Consider the following 26,441-nt stretch of genomic DNA (forward strand, 5'->3'; position numbering starts at 1 on the left):
TCCAGTTCGTTTCATGCGAAGGGGCGCGCGGCGAGAGCCGCGCGCCCCTCTCGTTCCGGGATGTGCGGAAGGCCCTTGGGCCTTCCGGCGGGGCTCGGGGCGCGGAGCCCCGAGAGGTCAGGCCGCCCGCGCCCGGACAGCCGCGGCGATCGCCTCCGCCATGGCCTTCGTCCCGATCGCCTGAGCGCCCCCGGTAGCGATGTCGGCGGTGCGGGTGCCGGCGGCCAGCGTGTCGGTGATGGCACCGTCGAGGAGGTCGGCGGCCTCTCCGAGACCGAACGAGTAGCGCAGGCACATGGCGAGAGAGCCGATCATGGCGATCGGGTTCGCCTTGTCGGCGCCCGCGATGTCGGGGGCCGAGCCGTGCACGGGCTCGTAGAGGGCGCGGCGGAGCCCGCCTTCCTCGGCGGCGCCGAGGGAGGCCGAGGGCAGCATGCCGAGCGAGCCGGTGAGCATCGCGGCGACGTCCGAGAGCACGTCGCCGAAGAGGTTGTCGGTCACCAGCACGTCGAACTGCTTGGGGCGCCGCACGAGTTGCATGGCGCAATTGTCGGCGAGCACGTGCTCCAGCGCGACATCCGAGTAGTGCTGCGCGTGGACCGCGGTGACGACCTCCTTCCAGAGAACGCCCGACTTCATCACGTTGTGCTTCTCCGCCGAGGCGACCCGGCCCGAGCGCTTGCGGGCGAGGTCGAAGGCGACGTGGGCGATCCGCTCGATCTCGCCCGTGGTGTAGACCTGAGTGTCCACCGCCCGCTTCGTGCCGTCGTCGAGGACCGTGATCTCCTTCGGCTCGCCGAAATAGACGCCGCCGGTGAGCTCGCGCACGATCATGATGTCGAGGCCCTCGACGAGCTCCCGCTTGAGCGCCGAGGCGTCGGCCAGCGCCGGGTAGCAGATCGCCGGGCGCAGGTTCGCGAACAGGCCCAGATCCTTGCGCAGCCGCAGCAGCCCGGCCTCGGGGCGGATCTCGTAGGCGACGCCGTTCCATTTCGGCCCGCCGACGGCGCCGAGCAGGATCGCGTCGGCGCTCCTTGCCCGCGCCAGGGTCTCGTCGGCGAGCGGCTTGCCATGCCGGTCGATTGCCGCGCCGCCCACGAGATCGGTCTCGGTCTCGAAGCTGGCGATGCCGGTCTCGCGGAGCGCCGCGAGCACGGTCTCGACGCCGGCCATCACCTCGGGGCCGATCCCGTCGCCGGGGAGGAGCAGGAGGTTGTAGCTGGCCATGGCGTGATCTCGTCCGGGTTGAGATAGGGTCAGGCGGGCTCTATCGAGCCGGCGCGCCGCTTGGCAAGGTTCCTCGCGCCATGGCCGCCGTTGCGTTCCGCCGCCGTCCGGTGTAAGCGCGCTCCGCGCCCAACAGACACCCTTGGAGGCACGGGCGCGCTGGGGAACGGTCGGGCCGTCCGCTTCGGGCGGCCTTTGTCGTTTTCCGGGCCATCAATCGTAAAGGATCACGCCATGAGCGCAGTGAAGTCGCTTGAGGCCGTGGCACGCGACCGGGCCGGCAAGGGGGCCGCCCGGGCCGTTCGTCGCCAGGGCCAGATTCCCGCCGTCATCTACGGCGCCGGCCAGCCGCCGCAGTCGATCGCCGTCGACCTCATCCGCACCCGCACCCTGATCTACGCCGGCGGCTTCAAGACCACGGTGTTCGAGATCAGCATCGGCGGCAAGAAGGTCCGCGCGATCCCGCGCGACTTCCAGCTCGACCCGGTGACCAGCGTCCCGCTGCACGTCGACTTCCTGCGCGTCGTCCAGGGCCAAACCGTCGTGGTCGACGTGCCGGTGCACTTCGTCAACGAGGAGGCGGCCCCCGGCATCAAGCAGCGCGGCGGCACCCTCAACATCTCGCTCCACACCGTCTCGCTCGACGTGGCGCCCGACCAGATTCCGGACGCGATCGAGGTCGATCTCACCGGCCGCGAGATCGGTGACGTGATCCACGCCGCCGACCTGAAGATCCCGGCCGGCACCTACACGGGCGAGGGCACGGATCCGGTCGCCAACATCGTGCCGCCGACCGTGCTCGGCGCCGAGGTCGAGGCCGAGGAGGCCGCGATCGCCGAGGCGCAGTCCGCCGAGGCCGCCGAGGAGAAGGCCGAGTCCGAGGCCGAGGCCTCCGACGAGACCAAGACCGAGGAGTGATCGGGAGGGGGCGCGCACCGCGCGTCCCGTCTCCGCTTCCCGATGCCCCGGCCCCGCGGCCGGGGCATTTTCATGTCGCGAGGGACCCATGCGGCTCATCGTCGGCCTCGGAAATCCGGGCCCGCGCTACGCGCGCAACCGCCACAACATCGGCTTTCTCGCCATCGACGAGATCGCCCGCGTGCATCGGGCGAGCCCGTTCCGCCGCCGCTTCCAGGGGGAGGCCGCCGAGGTGGTGCTGGGCACCGAGCGCGCCATCCTGCTGAAGCCCCAGACCTTCATGAACGAGTCCGGCCGCGCGGTCTCGGAGGCGCAGCGCTTCTACAAGATCGCGCTCGCCGACGTGATCGTGCTGCACGACGAGCTCGACCTCGCCCCCGCCAAGCTCCGGGTGAAGCAGGGCGGCGGCAATGCCGGACATAACGGCCTGCGCTCGATCACCGCGCAATGCGGCAACGACTATCGTCGCGTGCGGCTCGGCATCGGGCATCCGGGCGACAAGGCGCAGGTGCATGCCTACGTGCTGAACGATTTCGGCAAGGCCGAGGAGCCCTGGGTCGAGGACCTCTGCCGGGCGGTGGCCGACCACGCCCCGCTGCTCGCGGCGGGCGAGGATGCGAGCTTCCAGAACAAGGTCCACCTCGCCATGGCGGGCCGCGGCTGGGACGACGTGAAGCCGGTGGCCCGGGGCGGTCCGCCGAAGAATTGACACGAAAACACGAGGACACGATATCGAAGGCGGCCCGGAGGTGGCGATGAAGAACGTGACCGTGACCATGAGCGAGGCGCTGCTGCAGCGGGCGCGGGTCGCGGCCGCGCGCGACGGGAAGAGCCTGTCGAAGTTCGTCGCCGAGGCGGTGGAGCAGCGGGTCGGCCGGCCGATGACGCAGCGCGAGGCGCTCGACATCTTCCTGGCGGGACCGCCCCTCCACGTGCTGGACGAGAACGGGAAGGTCCCGACGACGGCGCAGCTCTACGATGACGACTGAGCTGGTCTTCGTCGATACGAACGTTCTTCTCTACGCTCGCGACGATCGTTACCCCGATAAGCGCAGGGCTGCCGCGCACTGGCTCGCGACGCTCGCGCAACGCGATGCCCTGATCGTCAGCCCCCAGATCCTCGGCGAACTTCACACCGCCATCCTGCGGGGCAAAGTCGACGTGGACGACGGGGAGATGCAGCGCATGACCGCGGCGCTGCAACCCTTCTCCCACGGCGCCACCGACCTCGAACTCATCGCGCAGTCGTGGAAGATCCGGAAGGAGACCGCCTTCCGGTGGTGGGACTGCGTGATCCTCGCCGCCGCGATCCGGGCCGGATGCCGCTACCTCCTGTCGGAGGATTACCAGCACGGCACGACGGTCCGCGGCACCACCATCCTCAACCCCTTCACCGTCGGCCCCGAGGCCGTCATGACCGAGCATTAGGACTGAGCCATGGGCTTCAAATGCGGCATCGTCGGCCTGCCGAACGTCGGCAAGTCGACCCTCTTCAACGCGCTGACGCAGACCGCGGCGGCCCAGGCGGCGAACTACCCGTTCTGCACCATCGAGCCGAATGTCGGCGACGTGGCGGTGCCGGACCCGCGCCTCGACGCGCTGGCGAAGATCGCGGCCTCGAAGGAGATCATCCCGACCCGGCTGACCTTCGTGGACATCGCCGGGCTGGTCCGCGGCGCCTCGAAGGGGGAGGGGCTCGGCAACCAGTTCCTGGCCAACATCCGCGAGGTGGACGCGATCGCCCACGTGGTGCGCTGCTTCGAGGACGGCGACGTCACCCATGTCGAGGGCAAGGTCGATCCGATCGCCGACATCGAGACGATCGAGACCGAGCTGATGCTGGCCGACCTCGAGAGCCTGGAGAACCGCGTCGTCGCCCTGGAGAAGAAGGCCCGGGGCGCCGACAAGGAGGCGCGTGAATTCCTCGACCTCGTCAACCGGGCGCTGCCGCTGCTGCGCGACGGAAAGCCCGCCCGCCTCGTCGAGCGCAAGGCGGAGGAGGAGTTCCTGTTCCGGCAGCTCGGCCTGATGACGGCCAAGCCGGTGCTCTACGTCTGCAACGTGGACGAGGGCGACGCCGACAAGGGCAACGCGCACTCGGACGCCGTCATCGCCCGCGCCAAGGCGGAGGGTGCGGTCGCCGTGGTGGTCTCGGCCAAGATCGAGAGCGAGATCGCCGTGATGCCGATGGCCGACCAGGCCGAGTTCCTGGAGGCGGTCGGGCTCAACGAGCCCGGTCTCAACCGGGTGATCCGGGCCGGCTACGATCTCCTCGGCCTGATCACCTACTTCACGGTCGGCCCGAAGGAGGCCCGCGCCTGGACGATCACCGACGGCACCCGCGCGCCCGCGGCGGCCGGGGTGATCCACTCCGATTTCGAGAAGGGCTTCATCCGGGCCGAGACGATCGCCTACGCCGACTACGTGTCGCTGAAGGGCGAGAGCGGCGCGCGCGATGCCGGCAAGCTGCGCCTGGAGGGCAAGGAGTACCGGGTGCAGGACGGCGACGTGCTGCACTTCCGCTTCGCGAACTGAGGCCGCGATGTCCGCTCCCTTCTACGAGGACTTCGAGCCCGGCGACCGCATCGTCAGCACGCCGCTCACGGTCGGCCGCGACGAGATCGTGGCCTTCGCACGGGAATTCGACCCGCAGCCCTTCCACCTCGACGAGGCGGCGGCGGAGGCGACCTTCGTCGGCAAGCTGATCGCCTCCGGCTGGCAGACCGCCGCGCTCGGCATGCGTCTCCTGCACGCCAGCGTGTTCCGCGGGGCCACCACGCTCGGCTCGCCGGGCATCGACGAACTGCGCTGGATGCTCCCCGTCGTGCCGGGCGACAGCCTCGTCCTGAAGACCACGGTCGAGGATTGCCGCGCCTCCACCTCGAAACCGGGCGTCGGCTTCGTGCGGTTCGCCGCGCGGCTCGAGAATGGGGCGGGCCGCATCGTGATGACCCAGGGCTTCTCGGTGATGTTCCAGCGCCGCGGGGCGGAGCCGCCGCCGCCCCGGCCAGTGACGCTTGCAGCACCGGAGCCGCCGCCGGAGCCGAATGACGCGGAGATCCTCGATTTCATCGGCCAGGCCGAGATCGGCCGCACGCGGGACCTCGGGCCCTACACCTTCACCGCGGAGGATATCGTGGCCTTCGCGCGGGCCTACGACCCCCAGGCCTTCCACCTGGATCCGGAGGCCGCGGCCCGCACGCATTTCGGCGGGCTCTGCGCCTCGGGCTGGCACACGGCAGCCGCCTACATGCGGCGCCTGACCACGACCCGGGCGCGCGACCACGCCTACACGGCCGCGCGCGGACCGGCCCCGATGCTGGGGCCCTCGCCGGGCTTCCGGAAGCTGCGCTGGCTGAAGCCCGTCTACGCGGGCGACACGATCCACTACCGCACCACGCTCACCGACCGCCGCGCCTCGGCCTCCCGGCCGGGCTGGGGGCTGGCCTTCGCGCGCAACACCGGCACCAACCAGCACGGCGAGGAGGTGTTTCGCTTCGACTCGAGCGTCTTCGCGCAGTGGGAGCCGTAGGGCGGGTTCCGGCTCCTCGCCTCGGATGCAGCAGACCCTCTCTCCCCACCTGCGGAGAGAGCGCTTCGGCGAGCTTGTCGTCGCTGGAGTGAGGAGGCAGCCGAGGGGGCTACCTTCCAGCGTCCTCAGGCTGCCCGGCGCCGCTCCGGGTAGAGCCCGAGCAGGCCCTCGGGCGAGGCCTCGCACACGCCCCGCTCCGTGACGATGCCGGTGACGAGGCGGGCGGGCGTCACGTCGAAGGCGGGGTTGGCCACGGGGCTGCCGGGCGAGACCACCTCGATCGTGGCGAAGCCGCCGTCCGCGAGACGCCCCGTCAAATGCGTGACCTCGCGCCCGTCGCGCTCCTCGATCGGGATCTCGGCGACACCGTCGCGGAGCGTCCAGTCGATCGTCGAGAAGGGCAGGGCGGCGTAGAACGGGACGCGGTTGTCGAAGGCCGCCAGCGCCTTCAGGTAGGTGCCGATCTTGTTGCAGACGTCGCCCGACGCCGTGGTGCGGTCCGAGCCGACGATGCAGACGTCGATGCCGCCGTGCTGCATCAGGTGGCCGCCCGCGTTGTCGGCGATCACCGTGTGGGGCACGCCGTGGCCGTTCAGCTCGAAGGCGGTGAGCGCCGCGCCCTGGTTCCGCGGCCGGGTCTCGTCCACGTAGACGTGGAGATCGACGCCGGCCTCGTGCGCCCAGTAGATCGGAGCGAGCGCGGTGCCCCAATCGACGGTCGCGAGCCAGCCCGCGTTGCAATGGGTCAGCACGTTGATGCGCCGGCCCTTGGCCTTGGCGAGGTCCGACAGCAGGCGCCCGCCGTGCTCGCCGATCGAGCGGCAGCTCTCCACATCCTCCTCGGCGATGCGGCCGGCCTCCGCGAAGGCCGCTGCGAAGCGCTCGGGAACGGGGAGGGGGCGGAGCTTGGCGGCGACGTGGTCGAGGGCCCAGCGCAGGTTGATCGCGGTGGGGCGGGTGGCGGCCAGGATCTCGACCGCGCGGGCAAGGCCCGCATCCGAGGAATCCTCCCTCAGGCCGAGCGCCAGCCCGTAGGCGGCTGTGACGCCGATCAGCGGGGCGCCACGCACGATCATGGTGCGGATCGCGACCGCCGCATCGTCGAGCGTGGAGAGCCGCTTCATCTCCAGCGCGAAGGGCAGGCGGGTCTGGTCGATGACCTCGACGCTGACGCCGTCCGCGTGCGGGACGATGGTGCGGTAGGGGCGGCCGTCGATCTTCATGCGAGCGATCTGCCACAACGGGGCGCGGATTGCACCACGGCGGTGCCCGCCCGCACCCTCCGGTTGAGCCTTCCTCAACCTTAGCCGCGCGTTAACGGGTCACCCGTAGCGTTCCGGTCACGTATCCCATCACGCGTCCGGTCCCGCATGCGCTCGCTTCGCCGCTCCGCGTCGCCCTACGACACCTTCGTCGATACGCTGCGCCCCTTCCTGGCGCGCCGTCTGACGGAGCTGGGCGGCCTCGTGCTGTTCACCGCCGCCGTGGCCCTCACCGTGGCGCTGGCGACGTGGTCGATCGACGACCCGAGCCTTAACCACGCCACCGACCACGCCGCCCACAACGTGCTCGGGCGCCCGGGCGCCGTGGTCTCCGACCTCGCCATGCAGATTCTCGGCCTCGGCTCGCTCGCCCTGGTGCTGCCGCCCGCGCTGTGGGGCATGCGGCTGATGCGCGAGCGCGACCTGCCGCGCGGGGGCCTGCGCATCGCGCTCTGGATCATCGGCTTCTGCGCGGCGAGCGCGGTCGCGAGCGCCCTGCCGCCCACCGCGCGCTGGCCGCTGCCGACGGGCCTCGGCGGCGTGGCCGGCGATTCGCTGCTCGGTCTCGGCCGGACGATCGTGGGTGCCATCGCGGGTCCGGCCGCCGCGCTCGTCGGCTTCGCCTACGCGGTCTTGGCGATCCTCTGCCTCACGGGTGCCTGTCGCGCCGGGCTCAACGACGCGGACGAATCCTACGACGCCTACGAGGCGGCGCCCCCGATGCGTCGGGCATCCGCCCACCGCTCGGAGGTTCGCGACGTCGCGGGTGAGCCGGGACTCGGCCTGGTCGGGCTCGGCGCACTGGCGCAGGCCGTGATGCGCGGCCGCGCGGCGCTCGGCGAGACGGTGGAGAACTGGCGTGCCCAGCGCTCCGGCAACCTCGCCTATGCGGGTGCCTCGCCGACGCTGGCGGCGCAGCGCGCCTTCGCGGACGAGGAGGCCCCCTGGGCCGACCACGCGCCTCCGCCCCAGGCCCAGCCGGCCGCTCGGCGCGAGCCGGTCTTCGACGAGGTGGAGGCGCCCCGTCCGCAGCAGCGCGGCCGCACGCCGCTCCCCGCCGCGGATCTGCCCGACACGGACGAGGACGACGTCGCCGCCGAGCCGGTGCGCTCGCGCGTCGCGCCTCCGGCCGCAGCCCCGGTCCCGGCCCGGCGCCAGCCCCTGCCGCCGCCGGTCCATCCGGACGATTACGAGCTGCCGGCGCTGGGTCTCCTGGCCGAGCCGCGCGGACCCTCGCCCGCGAGCCTTGTCTCGGCCGACGCGCTGGAGCAGAACGCGACGCTCCTGGAGGCCACGCTCGGCGATTTCGGGGTGCGCGGCGACATCCTGGCCGTGCGGCCGGGCCCGGTCGTCACGCTCTACGAGCTGGAGCCGGCGCCCGGCACCAAGTCGAGCCGGGTGATCTCGCTCGCCGACGACATCGCGCGCTCGATGTCGGCGGTCTCGGCCCGCGTCGCGGTGGTCCCCGGCCGCAACGCCATCGGCATCGAATTGCCGAACACGCGCCGCGAGACCGTGTTCCTGCGCGAACTCCTGGCCTCGGCCGACTTCGTGGAGACGAAGCACAAGCTGGCGCTGTGCTTAGGGAAAAACATCGGCGGCGAGCCGATCATCGCGGACCTGGCCCGCATGCCGCACCTGCTGGTGGCCGGCACCACCGGCTCGGGCAAGTCGGTGGCGATCAACACCATGATCCTGAGCCTGCTCTACCGGATGAAGCCGGAGGAGTGCCGCCTGATCATGGTCGATCCCAAGATGCTGGAACTCTCCGTCTACGATGGCATCCCGCACCTGCTCTCCCCCGTCGTCACCGACCCGAAGAAGGCGGTCATCGCCCTCAAATGGGCCGTGCGCGAGATGGAGGAGCGCTACAAGAAGATGTCCAAGATCGCGGTGCGCAACATCGACGGCTACAACGCCCGCGTTCAGGAGGCCCAGAGCCGCGGTGAGGTCCTGACGCGGACCGTCCAGACCGGCTTCGACCGGCAGACCGGCGAGGCGATCTACGAGGACGAGGCGATGGACCTCAGCCCTCTGCCCTACATCGTGATCGTGGTGGACGAGATGGCCGACCTGATGATGGTGGCCGGCAAGGACATCGAGGGGGCGATCCAGCGGCTGGCGCAGATGGCGCGGGCGGCGGGCATCCACCTGATCATGGCGACGCAGCGCCCGTCGGTGGACGTGATCACCGGCACCATCAAGGCGAACTTCCCGACCCGGATCTCCTTCCAGGTCACGAGCAAGATCGACTCGCGCACCATTCTCGGCGAGATGGGCGCCGAGCAGCTTCTGGGCCAGGGCGACATGCTGTTCATGGCCGGCGGCGGGCGCACGACGCGCGTGCACGGGCCGTTCTGCTCGGACGCCGAGGTCGAGAGCGTGGTCGCCCACCTCAAGCGCCAGGGCCGCCCCGCCTACCTCGACGCCGTCACGGCCGACGACGAGGAAGACGCCTCGGGCAAGGGCGGTAAGGGCAAGGGCGCCACCGAGCTCGAGGTGGACGGGGCGGTGTTCGACCAGGGCGCCTTCGGCGAGGCAGGCGGCGACCTCTACGAGCAAGCCGTTCAGGTGGTGCTGCGGGACCAGAAGGCCTCGACCAGCTACATCCAGCGTCGCCTGCAGATCGGCTACAACCGCGCCGCCTCGCTGATGGAGCGGATGGAGATCGAGGGCATCGTCGGGCCGGCCAACCACGCGGGCAAACGCGAGATCCTGATCGAGACCGACCAGCACGGGGTTTGAGCATCGCGTCGCGCGCAGGCACCGTCATTCCGGGGCGCCGAAGGCGAACCCGGGATGACGAGCTGGAGGCGGCAACCTGGCGCGGGAAGCCCGGTGCCGGCTACTCCCGCTGAATCACCCGATCGACCACGAGATCGGACCAGAAGCCGGGACGGAAATCGCGCTTGAGTGCCTCGGGGTCGTAGACCGTCTCGACCCAGGTGAGGAAATCGAGCCCCCTGGACTCGCCCTCGACGAGGTAGCGGGCGAAGAAGGCGTCGAGGATGCCGGTCTTGGCGAAGCGGAAATGGCCGTAGCGCGCCGAGAGCTGGCCCATCGCCTCCCGCACCGGGCGGCCCTCGTGGATGATCAAGTAGAGGGCTGCCGCGAGTCCCGCCCGGTCCGCGCCCGACTTGCAGTGCATCACGGCCGGGTACTCGATCGACGCGAAGACGTCGCGGGCGGCCAGGACCGTGGCGCGGTCCGGCGCCTCGCGCGAGCGCAGCACGAATTCGACGAGCTTCAGCCCGTGCCGCTCGCAGGCCTCCCGCTGCAACGGCCAGGAGCCGTGCTCGCGCCCGCCCCGCAGGGTGACGATGGTGCGTACGCCCTCCCGGCGGAAGCGCGCCAGCTGGTGGGGGCCGGGCTGGGCCGAGCGCCAGAGCTCCCCCCGGCCGACCCGGTGCCGGTTCAGGTAGGCCATCCGGAACACGCCGTGATCGACGAACAGCATGTTGGCCCAGGCCATCAGCCGCCCGCCCGCGCCGGTGATCGGCCGCTCGAAGCGGGCGATGCGCGCCATGCGCCGGGCGTAGCGCGTCTCGGGCTTCAGGAATCGCTTGAACACGGGGGGCGGGATCGGGTCGCACGGAATGGATCGCCGCCTCTAACAGCCGTGCCGGGCGGCGGCAATTTCCGGACGCGGCCAACGAGGCGGCTCACACGGGGCGGCGCATCGGCACCGCTCTTGCCTTCAGTTCGCCAGGATCGCGACTGAACCTGCGGGCCGGCACCGGTGTTGTCAGCCCGCAGCCCCCACGAGGCAGCCCCCACCAGGAAGGTCCGGCCATGAGCACGCGCACCACGAGCATCCGCCGGGCCCGCGAGGGGGATGTCGGCGGGTTGTCGCGGGTGTTCGACGCGGCTTGGCGCGAGGCCTACCGGGGCATCATCCCGGGCGTGGCCCTCGAGCGGATGATCGCCCAGCGCGACGGGACGTGGTGGCGCGGGGCCCTGCGGCGCGGCCGCCCGCTCGCGGTGCTGGACGCGGGGGACGCGGTCGTCGGCTACGCCGCCTACGGCCGGGCGCGCAGCCGCGGCCTGGGCACCGAGGGCGAGATCGACGAACTCTATCTCCTGCCGGAATACCAGGGCCTCGGCCTCGGCCGGCGCCTGTTCCGCGCCGTGCGCAACGATCTCGCGGACCACGGCCTCGCGCGCCTTGGCGCCTGGGCCCTGGAGGAGAACGGTCGCGCGGGCGCCTTCTACGCGGCGCTGGGCGGCCGGGCCGGCCCCCACGTGCTCGACCGGGTGGCCGGGGTGCCATTGTCGAAGATCGGCTACATCTTCGGCTGAGGCTCGCGCGCAGCCTGTGCGTGCGCCCGGACACCCGATTTGATTCTCCCGCGGGCGGTTATATGAGACCGCAGGACAAGGCCCGCACGCCCGGGCCGGGAGAGACGCCCATGAACATCGACGCCATCTCGCTCGGCAAGAACCCGCCGCACGACGTCAACGTCATCATCGAGGTGCCGCTCGGCGGCGAGCCGATCAAGTACGAGATGGACAAGGAGGCCGGCACGCTCGTCGTCGACCGGTTCCTCTACACGCCGATGTTCTATCCCGGGAACTACGGCTTCATCCCGCACACCCTCTCGGGCGACGGCGACCCGTGCGACGTGCTGGTGGCCAATACCCGCGCCATCATCCCGGGCGCCGTCATCAGCGTGCGTCCCGTGGGCGTGCTGGTGATGCAGGACGACGGCGGCGAGGACGAGAAGATCATCGCGGTTCCCTCCCGCAAGCTGACCCAGCGCTACAACCGGGTGGAGAACTACACCGACCTCCCCGAGATCACGGTCAGCCAGATCCAGCACTTCTTCGAGCACTACAAGGATCTGGAGCCCGGCAAGTGGGTCAAGATCGTGCGCTGGGGCGATCGCGCCGAGGCCGAGCGCCTGATCCTGGAAGGCATCGAGCGTTACAACAAGTCGAAGGCGTGAGGGCCGCGGGGGCGTCGGACGCATCCCCTCTCCCCGCATGCGGGGAGAGGGAAATCGGCGGCACGCTTCCCCTCAGAGCCGTTCCCCCCGCAAGAGCCGCGGCTGCGCCCCCCGCGAGGCCGCGGCCTCGCCGATGAAGAAGCGCTTGAGCCCCGGCATCCGGTCCACCAGCCCGAGGCCGAGGTCGCGGGCCAGCCGCAGCGGCAGGGCATCGTTCGAGAACAGGCGGTTGAGCCCGTCCGTCGCCGCACCCATCGCGAGGGTGTCGAAGCGGCGGGCCCGCTCGTAGTCGCGCAGCACCGTCTCGGAACCGGGATCGAGCCCCAGGCGCAGGGCGCCCGTGACCGCCTCGGCCAGCGCGGCGGCGTCGGCGAGGCCGAGATTCAGACCCTGCCCGGCGATCGGATGGATGACGTGGGCGGCGTCGCCCAGCAGAGCCAGGCGTGGCCCGCGGAAGCTGCGCGCGATGCCGAAGGCGAGCGGGTAGGCGTGCGGCCCGGCCTCCAGCCGGAGCCGGCCGAGTTCCGGCGTGAAGCGCCGCTCGATCTCGCCCAGCACCTCGTCCGCCTCGCCGCCCAGCAACGCCGGCACGTCGCGGCTGCGCTCGGTCCAGACGATCGAGGAGCGGTGGCCCAGCGCACCGCCGTCGGCCAGCGGCAGCACCGCGAAGGGCCCGCTCGGCAGGAAGTGCTCGTAGGCGCGTCCCCCGTGCGGCCGGTCATGCCCGATCGTCGCGACGATGCCCGATTGCGGGTAGGACCAGCCAACCCAGCCGATGCCGGCCGCCTCGCGCAGGCGCGAGCGCGCCCCGTCGGCCGCCACCACGAGGTTCGCGGTCTCGGCCGCGCCGTCCGGCGCGATCGCCTGGACCCGATCGCCCACGACCCGCGTGCGGGCCAGCCCGCGCGCCACGAACGCGACGCCGGCCTCGCGGCAGGCGTCGAGCAGGGCGGCGGCGAGGGGCTCCGCCTCGACCATGTGGGCGAAGGGCGCGCCGTCCTGCACCTCCGTCGGTTCTCCCAGCCCGAAACTGAGGAAGACCGGGCGAACCGGATCGGCGAGGCGGCTGTCGCTGATCACCATCTCGGTGATCGGTTCGGCCGCCGCACCGAGACGATCCCAGATGCCGAGCGCCCCGAGCATCCGCCGCCCGCCCGCCGCGACCGCGTAGGCGCGGCCCCGGTGGCGGCCGGCGCCCGCCGGCAGCGCGGGATCGTGAACCGCAACCGCGAGCGCCGGCCCGTGCGCCCGGGCGAGCGCGAGCGCCAGGGTGAGCCCCGGGATGCCGCCCCCGGCCACGATCAGCTTCCGTCCGCCCGAACGCCCGCTCGATCCGCTCATCACGCTCCTCTGCGTCTTCCGACCCTTGCGCCCCCGGTCCTGCGTGGCTTGCCGCGCGGGCGGTGCTATGTCGATTCCGCGACCCACCGATAACTCACCGCCCCGCCGAAGGCACCGCCCGCCGCATGACCGACATCGTCACAGAGCTTCTCGACATCCTCGACCTGGAGCGCCTGGAGGAGGACCTGTTCCGGGGCGTGAGCCCGCGGGTGAGCTGGCCCCGGGTCTTCGGCGGGCAGGTGGTGGCGCAGGCGCTGGTGGCGGCGAGCCGCACCGTGCCGGCGAGCCGGCCGCCTCACTCGCTGCACGCCTACTTCCTGCTCGGCGGCGACCCGAAGGCGCCGATCATCTACGAGGTCGAGCGCATCCGCGACGGCGGCAGCTTCACCACCCGACGCGTGCGGGCGATCCAGCACGGGCGGCCGATCTTCGCCACCTCTGTCTCCTTCCAGACCGAGGAGGAGGGATACGCGCACCAGGTACCGATGCCGGGCGCGCCCGACCCGGATGCGCTCCCGTCCGTCAGGACGCTGATCGAGCGGGGCGGTGCCAACCTGCCGCCCGCGCTGACCGGGTACTTCGCCCGCCCCCGTCCGATCGAGCTGAAGCCGGTGGACCTGCGCCGCTACCTCGAACCCGGCCCTGCCGACCCGGTCTGCAACGTCTGGCTGCGGGCGGCCTCGCGCCTGCCGGACGACCCGGCGATCCACCGGGCGGTGCTGGCCTACGCCTCCGATATGACGCTCCTCGACGCGACGCTGATCGCCCATGGCCGCTCGGTGTTCGACCCCGACATCCAGGGCGCGAGCCTCGACCACGCGCTCTGGTTCCACAGGCCATTCCGGGCCGATTCCTGGCTGCTCTACACGCAGGACAGCCCCAGCACCGGCGGCGCCCGCGGCTTCGCCCGGGGCCAGATCTTCACCCAGGACGGAGACCTGGTTGCCTCGGTAGCCCAGGAAGGCCTGATCCGGCCGCGTCGGGCCTGACGCATCCCGAACACGCAAATCTGCCCAATCGATCGCCAATCTGCCGACCCGATAGGCACAAGCTCGACCATTGGGGCGGCAACCGTGAGTCCTAATCGATCAAAGCGTGGGCAGAACTGCGTCTTTCCGGAAAGTTCCGTCCGGCCAGCCCTGGCATAGTCCTTGAATAGGCGCTTCCGATCGCGGGGCCATTCCGGCCCGCCGCGGACAACAGGACCGCAACCGGCGCCCGCGGGCGCGCCGGCCGAGGTTCCAACCGGAAGCAGGGGGCGCCGCCCATGAAGATCGTGATGGCCATCATCAAGCCGTTCAAGCTGGAAGAGGTGCGCGACGCCCTCACCGGCATCGGCGTGCACGGCCTGACGGTGACCGAGGTCAAGGGCTACGGCCGCCAGAAGGGCCACACCGAGATCTATCGCGGCGCCGAGTACGCGGTGAGCTTCCTGCCCAAGCTGAAGATCGAGGTCGCGGTGGCCTCCGATCTCGTGTCCAGCGTGATCGACGCGATCGCGGGCGCCGCCCGCACGGGCCAGATCGGCGACGGCAAGATCTTCGTGATGCCGCTCGAGAAGGCCGTCCGCATCCGGACCGGCGAGACCGACGCCGACGCGCTCTGAGTCTTCCCGGGCCGGACGGCCCGCAGCGAGCCGCCGATCCGCTCGCCCCATCCTTCACCTCAAGCGACAGACAAACGCGACCGGGAGTCTCGTGTCCATGAAACTTCGCAACGTCCTCGCGCTCGGGCTGGGAGGCGCGGCGCTCGCCGCTCTCCTGATCGAGCCCTCGCTGGCCCAGTCGCCGGCGCCGGAAGCCATCTCGCCGCCGCCCTCGCCGGTGCCGAACAAGGGCGACACCGCCTGGATGCTGGTCTCGTCGGCCTTCGTCCTGATGATGGTCGTGCCGGGTCTCGCCCTGTTCTACGGCGGCCTCGTGCGCACCAAGAACATGCTCTCGGTGCTGACCCAGGTCTTCGCCATCGGCTGCATCGCCTGCCTGCTCTGGGTCACCTTCGGCTACAGCCTCTCCTTCACCAACGGCGGCGGCCTCAACGACTTCGTGGGCGGCTTCTCGAAGGCCTTCCTGAAGGGCGTCGACGCGAACTCGGTGGCGGCGACCTTCTCCAACGGTGTCGTGATCCCCGAATACGTCTACATCTGCTTCCAGATGACGTTCGCGATGATCACGCCGGCCCTCATCGTCGGCGCCTTCGCCGAGCGGATGAAGTTCTCGGCGCTGGTCGTGTTCTCGATCCTCTGGGTCACGCTGATCTACTTCCCGATGGCCCACATGGTCTGGTACTGGGGCGGTCCGGACGTCTTCGCGGACGCGGCCAAGAAGCTGGCCGCCGCGGGTGGCGAGGCGAACGCGGCCGCCAAGGCCGAGTACGACGCGGTGCTGAATGACGCCGGCATGCTCTTCAAGTGGGGCGCCCTCGACTTCGCTGGCGGCACCGTGGTGCACATCAACGCCGGCATCGCGGGCCTCGTCGGCTGCCTGATGCTCGGCAAGCGCATCGGCTACGGCCGCGACCTGCTGGCGCCGCACTCGCTCACCATGACCACGATCGGCGCCGCGCTGCTCTGGGTCGGCTGGTTCGGGTTCAACGCCGGCTCGAACCTCGAGTCGAACGGCTCGGCCGCGCTCGCGATGCTCAACACCTTCGTGGCCACCGCCGCGGCCGCCATCTCCTGGCTGTTCGTGGAGTGGGCGCTGAAGGGCAAGCCGTCGCTCCTCGGCATGCTGTCGGGCGCCATCGCGGGCCTCGTCGCCGTCACCCCGGCGGCGGGCTTCGCCGGCCCGATGGGCTCGATCGTGCTGGGCCTCGTCGCCGGCGCCGCCTGCTTCATCATGTGCTCCAGCGTCAAGAACGCGCTCGGCTACGACGACTCGCTCGACGTGTTCGGCGTGCACTGCGTCGGAGGCATCATCGGCGCCATCGCGACCGGCATCCTGGTCAACCCCGCGCTCGGCGGCGTCGGCATCCCCGACTACACCACCAAGCCCGGCGAGCTGACGGTGGGCACCTACGAGCTCGCCACGCAGGTCATGGCCCAGCTGAAGGCCGTGGGCTTCACCATCCTGTGGTCGGGCATCGGATCGGCGATCCTCTACAAGCTGGTCGATCTGACCATCGGCCTGCGCGTGACGCAGGAGGAGGAGCGCGAGGGTCTCGACATCGCCGACCACGGCGAGCGCGCCTACAACTACTGATCCGGCACAAGCGCGGACCAAGCGATGGACGGCCCCGGCTCGCGAGAGCCGGGGCCGTCCGCGTTTCGGACCGCCCGACCCGAACCAGTATCGAATCGGGCGCCCGCCGAAACTGGAGCGGGCGATACCAGAAAGATCAGGGGAGATCTGGACGGGCGGCGGGATCTGCTTCCCCACGCTGGCGGATCAACGGTTTCTTAACCAAAGCAGCGATTTGGGATCACGCTGTTGTGTCCTTGCGGCAACATGCGGGCGCCAAGAACCCGATCGGGCCTCGAATGCCCGAAAACTAGGCAAATGCCCGCAGTTTCATTTTGCGGTGTTCGCCGCGGTCGAGGCATTTTCGGTCCATAGAATAAACTTGGGGCTCGAAAACTCATGACGATCAAACTGATCCTGCGAAGCGCGACCGCATCGGCTGCCCTGGTGCTCGGCCTCGCGCAGGCTCAGGCCGCCGACATGCCGGCGCCGGCCGCCGTCCCAGTGACGGGCCCCTGCAAGACGGCGATCACCTTCCCGGCCTATGCGGGCGTCATCAAGCAGAACCCGGATCCGTCCTGCTTCACCACCGGAATCGGCGACATCTATGTCGGCGGCGCGATCACCGGCTACGCGTACAACTACAGCGACCGTCTGCCGTCCTTTTACACGCCCATCGTGCCGGGCCAGCGCGACGACCGGGTCGGCCGGGTCGACTTCAGCAACGTCCAGGCCTTCATCCAGAAGGCGGACGGCCCGTTCCAGTTCTACGTCCAGACCGGCCTGTACTCGATCCCGGCGCTCGGCTTCCCGACCTTCAGCGCGATCGATCAGACCGGCCTGCTGTTCAGCCCCGTCCCGGTGGTGTTCGGCAAGTGGGTGCTCAACGACGAGTGGTCGATCCAGGGCGGCCGCATGCCGACCAATATCGGCACGGAACTGGCCTTCACCTTCCAGAACCTGAACATCTCGCGCGGCCTCCTGTTCAACCAAGAGAACATCATCAACCAGGGCGTGCAGGTGAACTACGCGAACGGTCCGCTCGCGGCCTCGTTCGCCGTCACCGACGGCTTCTACTCGGGCGAGTTGAACTGGGTCACCGGCGCGATCACCTACAAGCTGAACGACGCCAACACGATCGGCATCAACGGCGGCACGCACTTCAGCAACTACAATTCCTTCAACCAGACCGGTCGATTCCAGTACGCCACCCCTGCGACGCTGCAGAACAGCAGCATCATCAGCGTGAACTACACCTACGCGGACGGTCCCTGGATCGTGACCCCGTACTTCCAGTACACCAAGGTCGAGCCGGTCTTCGGATTGCAGGGCGCCGAGACCTATGGCGGCGCGATCCTGGCGAGCTTCGCCTTCACCGACAACTTCGCGCTCGCGGGCCGCTTCGAGTACATCGCCCAGAGCGGCGACCGCTTCCTGCAGGACCGCACGGCGGTGCTGTACGGTTCGGGCAGCTCGGCCTACTCGTTCACGGTCACGCCGACCTTCACCTGGGGCCGGTACTTCATCCGCGGCGAGTACTCGCACGTCGCGCTGGTCGATTATCAGCGCGGCGACGCCCTCAACGGCATCGCGGGTCTCGGCTTCGGCAAGCTCGGCAACAAGGGCAGCCAGGACCGCTACATGGTCGAGACCGGCTTCACCTTCTGATCGTGTCGGGGCGCCCGCGGGCGCCCCGAACCGGACATGCGAAAGGGGCGGCGAGAGATCTCGCCGCCCCTTTCGCATGTCCGGATGGTCATGGATCCTTGAGGTCCGCGACCTTTGGCGGGTGCGGGGCGGAGCCCTGCGGCGGGGCCCCGCCTCGGCGCCTACGCCGCCCGGGCGAGCTTCGCCTTCTCCTGCGCGAAGGCCCAGTCCAGCCAGGGGAAGAGCGCCTCGAGGTCGCCGGTCTCGACGGTGGCGCCGCACCAGAGGCGCAGGCCCGCGGGCGCATCGCGGTAGGCGCCGATGTCGAGGGCGACGCCCTCGCGCTCGAGGGTCTCGACGATGCCCGACGCCATCGCAGCCACCGTCGCGTCGCCCTTGGCCAGCACGTCCGGATCGGCGATCACGAGGCAGACGCCGGTGTTGGAGTAGGTCGCGGGATCGACCGCGAGATGCCCGATCCAGGGGGTGCGCGCCACCCAGGCATGGACCGCGGCGGCGTTGGCGTCGGCCCGGGCGTGGAGCGCGTCGAGGCCGCCGACCGACTCGGCCCAGCGGAGCGTATCGATGTAGTCCTCGACCGCGAGCATCGAGGGCGTGTTGATGGTGTCGCCCCGGAAGATGCCCTCGATGAGCTTGCCGCCCTTGGTGAGGCGGAACACCTTCGGCACCGGCCAGGCGGGCGTGTGGCTCTCGAGCCGCGCGACGGCGCGGGGCGAGAGGACGAGCATGCCGTGCGCGGCCTCGCCGCCCATCACCTTCTGCCAGGAGAAGGTGAGCACGTCGATCTTGTCCCAGGCGAGCGGCTGCGCGAAGGCCGCCGAGGTCGCGTCGCAGATCGTGATCCCCTCGCGGTCGGCCGCGATCCAGTCGCCGTTCGGCACCTTCACGCCCGCGGCGGTGCCGTTCCACGTGAAGACGACGTCGTTGTGCTTCGTGTCGATCGCCGAGAGGTCGGGCAGCGTGCCGTAGGGTGCCTTGTGGACCCGCGGCTCGATCTTCAGCTCGGAGAGCGCGTCCGTGACCCATTCGAGGCCGAACGCCTCCCAGGCCGCGACCTCGACGGTGCGCTCGCCCAGCATGGTCCACATCGCCATCTCGACGGCGCCGGTGTCGGAGGCCGGCACGATGCCGATACGAAAATCGGCCGGCACCTGAAGCACCGTGCGGGTCAGGTCGATCGCCTGCTTCAGCTTGGCCTTGCCGAGGGTCGAGCGGTGCGAGCGACCGAGCGCGGCGTCCGAGAGCGCCTGAAGGTTCCAGCCGGGGTGCTTGGCGCAGGGCCCGGACGAGAAATTCGGCACGCGCGGTCGGGCGGCGGGACGGTCGGACATCGGCATCATCCTGGCAGTCGGATTCGCCATGACGCTGGGGCGAATCGAGCCGGTGCTCGTGCGCCGAGTCGCGGTCGCGCGCAAGGGGCTTGCCCGCAACAGGGATATGCCCGTCGTCAGCGCGCCGGCCCGGGCGCGCGCGCCGACAACAGATCCGGCCGCCGCTCGGCGGTGATCCGCTCGGCCTCGGCCCGGCGCCAGCGGGCGACGGCGCCGTGATGGCCGCTGTTGAGCACATCGGGAATCGCGCGGCCCTCCCAGTCCCGCGGCCGCGTGTAATGCGGGTATTCGAGCAGGCCGCCCTCGAAGCTCTCCTCCTCGCCGGAGGCCGCCTTGCCCATCACGCCGGGCAGCAGGCGCACGCAGGCGTCGAGGAGCGTCAGCGCCGCGATCTCGCCGCCCGAGAGCACGTAGTCGCCGATCGAGACCTCCTCCAGACCGCGGCCCGCGATGACGCGCTCGTCCACGCCCTCGAAGCGGCCGCAGACCACGAGCGCGCCGGGCCCCTCGGCGAGCGCCCGCACGCGCGCCTGCGTCAGCGGGCGGCCGCGGGGCGACATCAGCAGGCGCGGGCGCGCGTCGCCGGGCTCCGCCGCGGCGTCGATCGCCGCCGCCAGCACGTCGCAGCGCAGCACCATGCCGGCGCCGCCGCCGGCCGGCGTGTCGTCCACGGTGCGGTGGCGGCCGATGCCGTGCTCGCGGATGTTGCGGGCCTCGCAGGTCCAGTCACCCCGCGCGAGCGCGTCGCCCGAGAGCGAGATTCCGAGGGGGCCCGGGAACATCTCCGGGTAGAGGGTGAGGATCGTGGCCCGCCAGGGCCGGTGCGGCGCGGTCATGCGGCGGTGATGGCGGGGGTCCCGGCCTGGGTCAATCGCGCGCGGCAACGGCTTCGCGGGCATCCGCGTTGCCCGCCCGATGGTCCGCGCCGCCCTCCTGCTCCTCGCCCTCACCGCCGCAGCCCGTGCGGCGGAGCCGCTCGCTCCCCCGGGCGCGCCGGCCGAGGCCTTCCCGAAGCCGGACCGGCCGGTCGCCGAGATCGTGGCGCCGCAGTGGATCCCTGAGGATCAGCGCGACCGCAACGGCGAGTTCGTCGAGGTTGCCCGCCTGCTTCGCGTCGCGCCCGGCGAGACGGTGGCCGATATCGGGGCCGGTAGCGGCTACTACGTGGTACGGCTGAGCCCGCTCGTTGGGCCGGAGGGCCGCGTGCTGGCGGAGGACGTGACACCGCGCTACCTCGCCGCCCTCGAGAAGCGGGTGCGCGATCTCGCGAACGTCACGGTGGTGCGGGGCGAGCCGCACGACCCGCGCCTGCCAGCAAGCTCGGTCGATGCGGCGGTCCTCGTCCACATGTATCACGAGATCGTCCAGCCCTACGGGCTGCTGCACAACCTCGCGGCGGCGATGAGGCCCGGCGGCCGGGTCGGCATCCTCGACGCCGACGCGGTGCCGGCGCGCCACGGCACGCCGCCGGCGCTCCTGCGCTGTGAACTCGCGGCCGCCGGCTACCGCGAGACCGGCTTCTCCTGGCTGAAGGACGGGGCCTATCTGGCCGTCTTCGAGGCGCCCGCGCCCGAGCGGCGGCCGGATCCCACCAGCATCCGGCCCTGCGCCGATGCGGCGACGCGTGGTGGGCGCTGAGGCAGGTTCAGGCCGGCTCGTCGGCGGGCTTCTGGCCGGGCGGCGCGAAGAAGTCCTCGGGCAGCAGCGCGGTGACGCGGCCGTTCGCGACGTCGAGGCTCGGCACGAAGGCCTTGGTGAAGGGCAGGAGAGCAGTCGGGCCGCCCTGCACGGAGCGGATCTCCAGGAGGTCGCCGCCACCGTAGTTCGGCACCGCCACGACGCTGCCGAGCTGCGCCCCGGCCTCGTCCACGACCGCGAGCCCGATCAAGTCGGCGAGGAAGAACTCGTCCTCCTCCGGCTCTCCGAGCTTGTCGCGCGCGATCGACAGGCTGACCCGGTTGAGCGCCTCGGCCCCGGTGCGGTCGGCCACACCTTTCACGCGGCAGAGCAGGATGTCGGCGGCGGCGCCCGGGGCAGGGCGGGCATCGAGGAGTTCGAGGCTGCGGCCGTCCGACGTGCGCAAGGGGCCGTAGCCCGCGATGGCGAGCGGGTCGCCGGTGTAGGATTTCAGGCGGATTTCGCCGTTGAGACCGTGCGGGCGGCCGAATTCGCCCAGCAGCACGAGATCGGGATCGGGCGAAAGAGGCTTCGGGGGCGGAGCCCTGCGGGCGGATGTCACCGCGGCCGGATCGAGACGGCCCGTGCGCCGCGCGCCGTCGCCGTGTGCGTGGGATCCGGGACGACGGGCCATGCGGGCTCTGTCCTTCCATACGGGCGCCGCCGCGCGGCGCGAGAGGGCGGGAATCGGGCGCCGCGGCACAACCGTCGGTCCCGCCCTCGCTCCGTCCCCTCCCCATAACGGGGAGGGGCTGGGGCGCAAGGCCCTTAGGCCGCGGCGTCCTCGGCCGGGGCGGCGGCCTTCTCGGCGCGCTTGGCGGCGCGCTCCTTGGCCTTGTCGCCGGGCTCGGCCTTCTGCGGGTTGTTGCGCACGGCGCGCTTGGCGAGGCCGGCGGCGTCGAGGAAGCGCAGCACGCGGTCGGTCGGCTGGGCGCCCTTGGCGAGCCAGGCCTGGACCTTCTCGGTGTCGAGCACGACGCGGGCCGGATCGTCCTTGGCCTTCATCGGGTCGTAGGCGCCGACCTTCTCGATGAAGCGGCCGTCGCGCGGGGCGCGGGCGTCGGCGACGACGATGCGGTAGTACGGGCGCTTCTTGGCGCCGCCACGGGTGAGACGGATCTTCAGGGACATGGTCTTCTCCTAGAACGTAAGGACTTGCGGGCGGATGGCGCGCGGCTACGCGATGCCGGCCGCCCTACTTCTTCTTCCCGAACGGGAATCCACCGAGACCGGGCAAGCCCGGCATCTTCGGCCCGCCGAGCCCCGGAAGGCCCGGCATCTTTCCACCACCGAGTCCCGGCGGCATGGGCGGCAGCTTGCCGCCGAACTGCTTCTCCAGCGCCGCGATCTGCTCCGGCGTCGGCTCGGGCATGCCCGGGGGCAGGCCCGGCATCCCGCCGGGCATTCCGCCCATCCCGCCCCCGCCGAGCCCGAACATGCTGCCGAGCGCCTGGCCGATGCCGCGCTTGCCCGAGCCCATCGCCTTCATCATGTCGGCCATGGTCCGGTGCATCTTGAGGAGCTTGTTGATCTCCTCGACCTTCACGCCCGAGCCCGCCGCGATGCGCTTCTTGCGGGAATTCTTGAGGAGATCGGGGTTCTTGCGCTCGTGGGGGGTCATCGAGGAGATGATCGCGCGCTGGCGCTTGAACATCTTCTCGTCGAGGTTGGCGCCCTCGACCTGCTTCTTGATCTGGCCCATGCCGGGCAGCATGCCCATCAGACCGCCGATGCCGCCCATCTTCTCCATCTGGGCGAGCTGCTGGGACAGGTCCTCCAGGTCGAACTTGCCCTTGCGCATCTTCTCGGCGGTGCGCATCGCCTGCTCGGCGTCGATCGTCTCCGCCGCCTTCTCGACGAGGGAGACGATGTCGCCCATGCCGAGGATGCGGTTGGCCACGCGCGCCGGGTGGAACTCCTCCAGCGCATCGACCTTCTCGCCGACGCCGACGAGCTTGATCGGCTTGCCGGTGACCGCGCGCATCGAGAGCGCCGCGCCGCCGCGCGAATCGCCGTCCATGCGGGTGAGCACGATGCCGGTGACGCCCAGCCGCTGGTCGAAGGCGCGGGCGGTGTTGACCGCGTCCTGGCCGGTGAGCGCGTCGGCCACCAGCAGCACCTCGTGGGGGCGCGTCGCGGCCTTCACCTCGGCGGCCTCGGCCATCAGGCCCTCGTCCACCGTGGTGCGGCCGGCGGTGTCGAGCATCACCACGTCGAAGCCGCCGAGACGCGCCGCGTCCATGGCGCGCCGCGCGATCTGCACCGCCGACTGGCCGGCCACGATCGGCAGCGACTCGACGCCGACCTGTTTGGCCAGCACCGCGAGCTGCTCCATGGCGGCCGGGCGGCGGGTGTCGAGGGAGGCGAGCAGCACTTTCCGCTTCTCGCGCTCGGTGAGGCGCCGGGCGATCTTGGCGGTGGTCGTCGTCTTGCCCGAGCCCTGCAGGCCGACCATCAGGATCGGCACGGGGGCGGGGGCGTTGAGATCGACCGTCTCGGCGTCGGTGCCGAGCATCGCCACCAGCTCGTCGTTGACGATCTTCACGACCATCTGGCCGGGCGTCACTGACTTCAGCACGACGGCGCCGACGGCCTTCTCGCGCACCCGGTCGGTGAAGCCGCGCACCACCTCGAGGGCGACGTCGGCCTCCAGGAGGGCGCGGCGCACCTCCCGCATGGCGGCGGTGACGTCGGCCTCGGTGAGCGCGCCCCGGCGGGTGAGGCCCGAGAGGATGCCGGAGAGGCGGTCGGAGAGACCTTCGAACATGCGGCGCGTCCGTCCCGCTTACTGGTGCAGCCCGGCCCGCTCGACGCGGCGGGCCTGGAGGTCGGCCTCGAAGGCCTGGATCGCGCGGGCGAACTTGTCCCGGCACTCCGTGTTGCAGAAGCCCACGACCGCGCCGTTGTAGAGGGTCAGCGCGTCCGCCGAGATCGGCTTGCCCGACCACGGGCAGATCTCGTTGATCGCATCCTCGATGTTCAGGCGCTCGGTCGGCATGGCACGGACGGCTCTCGGATGGCCCGGCATCCGTCGCCAGCACCAAGGGCGCCCGAGGGCGCGCACGCGCTGTCGGGCGTTGGCCTCCGGCCTCTGGGACCGGTCGGCTTCGGTGTCGACGACGTTCGTCGGACGGGTCCGGGGCGGTAACCGGGCGGACCGGGGAAGTCAAGCCGGACGGCGCAAACCGGCACGGGCTCGCGCCGGGACGCCGGGAGGTCGTTAAGATTTACGTCTTCTTAAGCATGTTCAGGCTTGATGGCTCCACCCCGAACAGGACGACTCAGCCGATGTCGGAACCCGCCCGCCAACACCCGCCGTCCGACGCCGGCCCGCGGCCCTCATCCGGCCCCCTGCGCGACTGGCTCGCCGCGATGAAGGCCCACGCCCCGGCTACCGCCGCCGAAAGCCCGCCCGAGCCGGCCCGTCAGCCCGCGCGGAGCGAGCCTCCGCGCCCGGAGCCGGGCTGGAATCCCCGGATCGTCGAGGCGCGCGCGCCCCGCACGGAAGATCCGGACCTGTCCGAGCTGATGGCCGAGAACCTGATGCTGAAGGCCAAGCTCGACCTCGAGGCTGGGCGGCAGGACGCGCTGGAGGCCAAGCTCGCCGAGGAGATCCGAGCCCTGCGCGGCCACGTGCAGGAGGAGGTCGCGCTGCTGGAGAGCTTCCGGGCCGAGCGCGATCGGATGACGGCCGAGTGCGAGAACCTGCGGGCCGGGCAAGCGCGCCACGAAGCCGAGAGCGACGTCCTGCGGCGCGAGCGCGACCGGATCGCGGCCGAACGCGATGCCGCGCGGATGGACGGCGCCCGGTTCGAGGCCGAGCGCGACGCGCTGCGGGAGGAATGCGACCTGTGGCGGGCGCGGGCCGAGGCGTTGGCCCAGCCCCTGTTCCAGGCCCGTCGCTGAGCCGGAAACGGCATCCGAAACGCCGAAGGGCCGCCCGATGGGCGGCCCTTCCATTGCCGAACCGCGGTCCGGCCGAAACTGGTCCGATGTCGGAGCTCAGGCGCCCTTAGAGGCAGGCACCGGAGGCGTCGGTCCAGGTCCGGGAAGCCGAGATGCGCGGCTGATGACAATGAGACACTGGATCACCTCCTTTCGTTGGTTGCGGATGAGCCCAAGGTAGGGGTGCCCGGGCGGCTTGTGAAGGCCGTCGGCTGCGCCCTCTCGCCGCAACGCGGCACAGGGCGGCCGGCCGATCCGGTGGGCTTCCGCGGCCCGGCGCGGGGGCGTATCAGGGCGCTCTCGCATCGAGCCCCCGTATCCGCCTTGTCCGTCTCCCCGCTGCCCCACGCGCGCTCCGACGACGCCCTCGACCCGGCGGCCATGCGCCGGCCCCTGGCCGACGCGTGGTACTGCGTCGGGCAGTCCGCCGCGCTCCGCGGCACAGGTCAGAAGGCCGTGCGGGCGGTCTCGCTCGACGGCGAGCAGATCGTGCTCGGCCGCGGGCCGGACGGCGCCCCCTTCGCGCTGCGCGACCGCTGCCCCCACCGGGGCATGGCGCTCTCGAAGGGCCGCTTCGACGGCGAGACCCTGATGTGCCCGTTCCACGGCTGGCGCTTCGGCACGGACGGGCGCTGCCGCGAGGTGCCGACGCTTTCGACGCACGACGCGGCCGATTTCTCGCGCATCGCCGTGCAGCGCTTCCCCGTGCGGGAGAGCGCAGGCTTCGTGTGGGTCAACCCGAACCCCCAGCCGGGCGGGGCGGCCCCCGCGGTGCCCGCGCTCGATTTCGAGCCGGCGGGCTCGCTCGTGGTCGCGCTGGAAGTGGAGGCCTCGTTCGACCTCACGACCCTGAGCCTGGTCGATCCCGGCCACGTCGCCTTCGTGCACGATTCGTGGTGGTTCCGGCCCTCGAAGGAGTTGCGTGAGAAGGTGAAGACCTTCCAGCCGGTCGAGCACGGCTTCGTCATGACGAGCCATGCCACCACGAAGAGCTCGCCCGTCTACCGCCTGCTCGGCGGCGTGCCGGAGGTGGAGATCGAGTTCCGGCTTCCCGGCGTCCGGCTGGAGCGGATCAGGGCGGGCCACAAGCGCGTGGCCAACTACACCTTCGCCACGCCGCTGTCCGAGAACCGGACCCTGCTGACCAACGCGCTCTACTGGAGCATGCCGGCTCTGAACCTGCTCAAGCCGATCGCCCGCCCGCTGATGCGGCAGTTCCTGACCCAGGACCAGCAGGTGCTGCAGCACGCGCAGGCCGGCCTCGACCGCAAGCCGACGATGGTGCTGCTCGGCGACGGCGACCTGCCCTCGCAATGGTATTTCCGTCTCAAGCGCGAGGCCCTGGAGGCTGCCCGCTCGGGCCGCGGCTTCGTCAACCCGCTGGAGCGGCGGGAGCTGCGCTGGCGCTCCTGAGC

Annotated in this window: 26 protein-coding genes; 16 read left to right on the top strand and 10 right to left on the bottom strand. The window is 71.1% G+C overall.

What is annotated here, in order from left to right:
* Nucleotides 1–117: 117 nt before the first annotated feature.
* Entirely contained in the window at nt 118–1,227 is a 1,110-nt protein-coding gene (leuB, locus tag MFF56_RS02660) for a 3-isopropylmalate dehydrogenase (protein WP_066921973.1), read from the bottom strand.
* A gap of 234 nt (nt 1,228–1,461) precedes the next feature.
* Here leuB and MFF56_RS02665 point away from each other — a divergent pair, with 234 nt between their 5' ends.
* From MFF56_RS02665 to MFF56_RS02690, 6 genes are all read left to right on the top strand, one after another.
* Complete coding sequence (locus tag MFF56_RS02665) at nt 1,462–2,145, top strand: 50S ribosomal protein L25/general stress protein Ctc (RefSeq protein WP_066921975.1); 684 nt, start codon at nt 1,462–1,464, stop codon at nt 2,143–2,145.
* Between the two features lie 88 nt (nt 2,146–2,233).
* The gene (pth, locus tag MFF56_RS02670) at nt 2,234–2,854 is read left to right on the top strand and encodes an aminoacyl-tRNA hydrolase (protein WP_066921977.1); all 621 of its coding nucleotides are present in this window, start codon (nt 2,234–2,236) and stop codon (nt 2,852–2,854) included.
* Between the two features lie 46 nt (nt 2,855–2,900).
* The gene (locus MFF56_RS02675; protein ID WP_066921979.1) at nt 2,901–3,134 is read left to right on the top strand and encodes a hypothetical protein; all 234 of its coding nucleotides are present in this window, start codon (nt 2,901–2,903) and stop codon (nt 3,132–3,134) included.
* On the top strand, nt 3,124–3,573 hold the full coding sequence (locus tag MFF56_RS02680) for a PIN domain-containing protein (RefSeq protein WP_066921980.1): 450 nt from the start codon (nt 3,124–3,126) through the stop codon (nt 3,571–3,573). The genes MFF56_RS02675 and MFF56_RS02680 overlap by 11 nt, the downstream gene beginning before the upstream one ends.
* A 9-nt stretch (nt 3,574–3,582) precedes the next feature.
* The gene (ychF, locus tag MFF56_RS02685; protein ID WP_238229385.1) at nt 3,583–4,680 is read left to right on the top strand and encodes a redox-regulated ATPase YchF; all 1,098 of its coding nucleotides are present in this window, start codon (nt 3,583–3,585) and stop codon (nt 4,678–4,680) included.
* Between the two features lie 7 nt (nt 4,681–4,687).
* Nucleotides 4,688–5,677, top strand: a complete 990-nt coding sequence (locus MFF56_RS02690; RefSeq protein WP_066921982.1) for a MaoC family dehydratase — start codon at nt 4,688–4,690, stop codon at nt 5,675–5,677.
* Between the two features lie 125 nt (nt 5,678–5,802).
* On the opposite strand, the gene mtnA is transcribed toward MFF56_RS02690, so the two are convergent.
* On the bottom strand, nt 5,803–6,900 hold the full coding sequence (gene mtnA / locus MFF56_RS02695; protein WP_066921983.1) for an S-methyl-5-thioribose-1-phosphate isomerase: 1,098 nt from the start codon (nt 6,898–6,900) through the stop codon (nt 5,803–5,805).
* Between the two features lie 147 nt (nt 6,901–7,047).
* Between mtnA and MFF56_RS02700 the strand changes: the two genes are divergently transcribed.
* Nucleotides 7,048–9,684 (top strand): DNA translocase FtsK, encoded by a 2,637-nt coding sequence (locus MFF56_RS02700; protein ID WP_238229386.1) that lies wholly within the window; start codon nt 7,048–7,050, stop codon nt 9,682–9,684.
* Nucleotides 9,685–9,784: 100 nt separating this feature from the next.
* Here MFF56_RS02700 and MFF56_RS02705 read toward each other — a convergent pair whose 3' ends face one another.
* Nucleotides 9,785–10,510, bottom strand: a complete 726-nt coding sequence (locus tag MFF56_RS02705; protein WP_066926112.1) for a fused DSP-PTPase phosphatase/NAD kinase-like protein — start codon at nt 10,508–10,510, stop codon at nt 9,785–9,787.
* Nucleotides 10,511–10,731: 221 nt separating this feature from the next.
* Between MFF56_RS02705 and MFF56_RS02710 the strand changes: the two genes are divergently transcribed.
* Together MFF56_RS02710 and ppa are read left to right on the top strand one after the other, a co-directional pair.
* Nucleotides 10,732–11,238 (top strand): GNAT family N-acetyltransferase, encoded by a 507-nt coding sequence (locus tag MFF56_RS02710; RefSeq protein WP_066926115.1) that lies wholly within the window; start codon nt 10,732–10,734, stop codon nt 11,236–11,238.
* Nucleotides 11,239–11,348: 110 nt separating this feature from the next.
* Entirely contained in the window at nt 11,349–11,885 is a 537-nt protein-coding gene (ppa, locus tag MFF56_RS02715; protein ID WP_066926118.1) for an inorganic diphosphatase, read from the top strand.
* 72 nt (nt 11,886–11,957) lie between these two features.
* Here the strand turns inward: ppa and MFF56_RS02720 are convergent, their stop codons facing one another.
* Nucleotides 11,958–13,226 carry an FAD-dependent monooxygenase gene (locus MFF56_RS02720; protein ID WP_238229387.1) on the bottom strand — a complete coding sequence of 423 codons (1,269 nt, stop codon included), beginning with the start codon at nt 13,224–13,226 and terminating at the stop codon, nt 11,958–11,960.
* Nucleotides 13,227–13,351: 125 nt separating this feature from the next.
* Here MFF56_RS02720 and tesB point away from each other — a divergent pair, with 125 nt between their 5' ends.
* The 4 genes from tesB (at nt 13,352) to MFF56_RS02740 (ending at nt 18,073) form a co-directional block, all read left to right on the top strand.
* Nucleotides 13,352–14,215: an acyl-CoA thioesterase II gene (gene tesB, locus MFF56_RS02725; RefSeq protein WP_066926106.1), complete on the top strand. Its 864-nt coding sequence runs from the start codon at nt 13,352–13,354 to the stop codon at nt 14,213–14,215.
* Between the two features lie 278 nt (nt 14,216–14,493).
* A complete protein-coding gene (locus MFF56_RS02730) occupies nt 14,494–14,832 on the top strand; it encodes a P-II family nitrogen regulator (protein WP_066926104.1) in 339 nt (112 codons plus the stop codon).
* 97 nt (nt 14,833–14,929) lie between these two features.
* Nucleotides 14,930–16,426 carry an ammonium transporter gene (locus MFF56_RS02735; RefSeq protein WP_066926101.1) on the top strand — a complete coding sequence of 499 codons (1,497 nt, stop codon included), beginning with the start codon at nt 14,930–14,932 and terminating at the stop codon, nt 16,424–16,426.
* 378 nt (nt 16,427–16,804) lie between these two features.
* On the top strand, nt 16,805–18,073 hold the full coding sequence (locus MFF56_RS02740) for an outer membrane beta-barrel protein (protein ID WP_066926097.1): 1,269 nt from the start codon (nt 16,805–16,807) through the stop codon (nt 18,071–18,073).
* 161 nt (nt 18,074–18,234) lie between these two features.
* On the opposite strand, the gene MFF56_RS02745 is transcribed toward MFF56_RS02740, so the two are convergent.
* Both MFF56_RS02745 and trmD read right to left on the bottom strand, forming a co-directional pair.
* Entirely contained in the window at nt 18,235–19,404 is a 1,170-nt protein-coding gene (locus MFF56_RS02745) for a phosphoserine transaminase (protein ID WP_066926094.1), read from the bottom strand.
* A 116-nt stretch (nt 19,405–19,520) separates the two neighbouring features.
* Nucleotides 19,521–20,240, bottom strand: a complete 720-nt coding sequence (gene trmD, locus MFF56_RS02750) for a tRNA (guanosine(37)-N1)-methyltransferase TrmD (RefSeq protein ID WP_066926091.1) — start codon at nt 20,238–20,240, stop codon at nt 19,521–19,523.
* A gap of 79 nt (nt 20,241–20,319) precedes the next feature.
* Between trmD and MFF56_RS02755 the strand changes: the two genes are divergently transcribed.
* Nucleotides 20,320–21,042: a class I SAM-dependent methyltransferase gene (locus MFF56_RS02755; protein ID WP_238229388.1), complete on the top strand. Its 723-nt coding sequence runs from the start codon at nt 20,320–20,322 to the stop codon at nt 21,040–21,042.
* A 7-nt stretch (nt 21,043–21,049) separates the two neighbouring features.
* On the opposite strand, the gene rimM is transcribed toward MFF56_RS02755, so the two are convergent.
* The 4 genes from rimM to MFF56_RS02775 form a co-directional block, all read right to left on the bottom strand.
* Entirely contained in the window at nt 21,050–21,715 is a 666-nt protein-coding gene (rimM, locus tag MFF56_RS02760) for a ribosome maturation factor RimM (protein ID WP_066926953.1), read from the bottom strand.
* A 134-nt stretch (nt 21,716–21,849) separates the two neighbouring features.
* Nucleotides 21,850–22,212: a 30S ribosomal protein S16 gene (gene rpsP / locus MFF56_RS02765; RefSeq protein WP_066926955.1), complete on the bottom strand. Its 363-nt coding sequence runs from the start codon at nt 22,210–22,212 to the stop codon at nt 21,850–21,852.
* A 64-nt stretch (nt 22,213–22,276) separates the two neighbouring features.
* Complete coding sequence (gene ffh, locus MFF56_RS02770) at nt 22,277–23,848, bottom strand: signal recognition particle protein (protein WP_066926957.1); 1,572 nt, start codon at nt 23,846–23,848, stop codon at nt 22,277–22,279.
* An 18-nt stretch (nt 23,849–23,866) separates the two neighbouring features.
* Entirely contained in the window at nt 23,867–24,079 is a 213-nt protein-coding gene (locus tag MFF56_RS02775) for a glutathione S-transferase (RefSeq protein WP_066926959.1), read from the bottom strand.
* A 290-nt stretch (nt 24,080–24,369) separates the two neighbouring features.
* Between MFF56_RS02775 and MFF56_RS02780 the strand changes: the two genes are divergently transcribed.
* Both MFF56_RS02780 and MFF56_RS02785 read left to right on the top strand, forming a co-directional pair.
* Complete coding sequence (locus tag MFF56_RS02780; protein ID WP_066926962.1) at nt 24,370–24,987, top strand: ATPase; 618 nt, start codon at nt 24,370–24,372, stop codon at nt 24,985–24,987.
* A 420-nt stretch (nt 24,988–25,407) separates the two neighbouring features.
* Entirely contained in the window at nt 25,408–26,439 is a 1,032-nt protein-coding gene (locus MFF56_RS02785; RefSeq protein ID WP_156453994.1) for an aromatic ring-hydroxylating oxygenase subunit alpha, read from the top strand.
* The last annotated feature ends 2 nt before the right edge of the window (nt 26,440–26,441 follow it).

Origin of the sequence: Methylobacterium hispanicum (assembly GCF_022179285.1) — a bacterium.
GTDB lineage: Bacteria > Pseudomonadota > Alphaproteobacteria > Rhizobiales > Beijerinckiaceae > Methylobacterium > Methylobacterium hispanicum.

Excerpts from the sequence above, each read along its gene's own strand:
- leuB (WP_066921973.1), bottom strand. The coding sequence starts at position 1,227 with ATGGCCAGCTACAACCTCCTGCTCCTCCCCGGCGACGGGATCGGCCCC.
- MFF56_RS02665 (WP_066921975.1), top strand. The coding sequence starts at position 1,462 with ATGAGCGCAGTGAAGTCGCTTGAGGCCGTGGCACGCGACCGGGCCGGC.
- pth (WP_066921977.1), top strand. The coding sequence starts at position 2,234 with ATGCGGCTCATCGTCGGCCTCGGAAATCCGGGCCCGCGCTACGCGCGC.
- MFF56_RS02675 (WP_066921979.1), top strand. The coding sequence starts at position 2,901 with ATGAAGAACGTGACCGTGACCATGAGCGAGGCGCTGCTGCAGCGGGCG.
- MFF56_RS02680 (WP_066921980.1), top strand. The coding sequence starts at position 3,124 with ATGACGACTGAGCTGGTCTTCGTCGATACGAACGTTCTTCTCTACGCT.
- ychF (WP_238229385.1), top strand. The coding sequence starts at position 3,583 with ATGGGCTTCAAATGCGGCATCGTCGGCCTGCCGAACGTCGGCAAGTCG.
- MFF56_RS02690 (WP_066921982.1), top strand. The coding sequence starts at position 4,688 with ATGTCCGCTCCCTTCTACGAGGACTTCGAGCCCGGCGACCGCATCGTC.
- mtnA (WP_066921983.1), bottom strand. The coding sequence starts at position 6,900 with ATGAAGATCGACGGCCGCCCCTACCGCACCATCGTCCCGCACGCGGAC.
- MFF56_RS02700 (WP_238229386.1), top strand. The coding sequence starts at position 7,048 with ATGCGCTCGCTTCGCCGCTCCGCGTCGCCCTACGACACCTTCGTCGAT.
- MFF56_RS02710 (WP_066926115.1), top strand. The coding sequence starts at position 10,732 with ATGAGCACGCGCACCACGAGCATCCGCCGGGCCCGCGAGGGGGATGTC.
- ppa (WP_066926118.1), top strand. The coding sequence starts at position 11,349 with ATGAACATCGACGCCATCTCGCTCGGCAAGAACCCGCCGCACGACGTC.
- MFF56_RS02720 (WP_238229387.1), bottom strand. The coding sequence starts at position 13,226 with ATGAGCGGATCGAGCGGGCGTTCGGGCGGACGGAAGCTGATCGTGGCC.
- tesB (WP_066926106.1), top strand. The coding sequence starts at position 13,352 with ATGACCGACATCGTCACAGAGCTTCTCGACATCCTCGACCTGGAGCGC.
- MFF56_RS02730 (WP_066926104.1), top strand. The coding sequence starts at position 14,494 with ATGAAGATCGTGATGGCCATCATCAAGCCGTTCAAGCTGGAAGAGGTG.
- MFF56_RS02735 (WP_066926101.1), top strand. The coding sequence starts at position 14,930 with ATGAAACTTCGCAACGTCCTCGCGCTCGGGCTGGGAGGCGCGGCGCTC.
- MFF56_RS02740 (WP_066926097.1), top strand. The coding sequence starts at position 16,805 with ATGACGATCAAACTGATCCTGCGAAGCGCGACCGCATCGGCTGCCCTG.
- MFF56_RS02745 (WP_066926094.1), bottom strand. The coding sequence starts at position 19,404 with ATGTCCGACCGTCCCGCCGCCCGACCGCGCGTGCCGAATTTCTCGTCC.
- trmD (WP_066926091.1), bottom strand. The coding sequence starts at position 20,240 with ATGACCGCGCCGCACCGGCCCTGGCGGGCCACGATCCTCACCCTCTAC.
- MFF56_RS02755 (WP_238229388.1), top strand. The coding sequence starts at position 20,320 with ATGGTCCGCGCCGCCCTCCTGCTCCTCGCCCTCACCGCCGCAGCCCGT.
- rimM (WP_066926953.1), bottom strand. The coding sequence starts at position 21,715 with ATGGCCCGTCGTCCCGGATCCCACGCACACGGCGACGGCGCGCGGCGC.
- rpsP (WP_066926955.1), bottom strand. The coding sequence starts at position 22,212 with ATGTCCCTGAAGATCCGTCTCACCCGTGGCGGCGCCAAGAAGCGCCCG.
- ffh (WP_066926957.1), bottom strand. The coding sequence starts at position 23,848 with ATGTTCGAAGGTCTCTCCGACCGCCTCTCCGGCATCCTCTCGGGCCTC.
- MFF56_RS02775 (WP_066926959.1), bottom strand. The coding sequence starts at position 24,079 with ATGCCGACCGAGCGCCTGAACATCGAGGATGCGATCAACGAGATCTGC.
- MFF56_RS02780 (WP_066926962.1), top strand. The coding sequence starts at position 24,370 with ATGTCGGAACCCGCCCGCCAACACCCGCCGTCCGACGCCGGCCCGCGG.
- MFF56_RS02785 (WP_156453994.1), top strand. The coding sequence starts at position 25,408 with ATGCGCCGGCCCCTGGCCGACGCGTGGTACTGCGTCGGGCAGTCCGCC.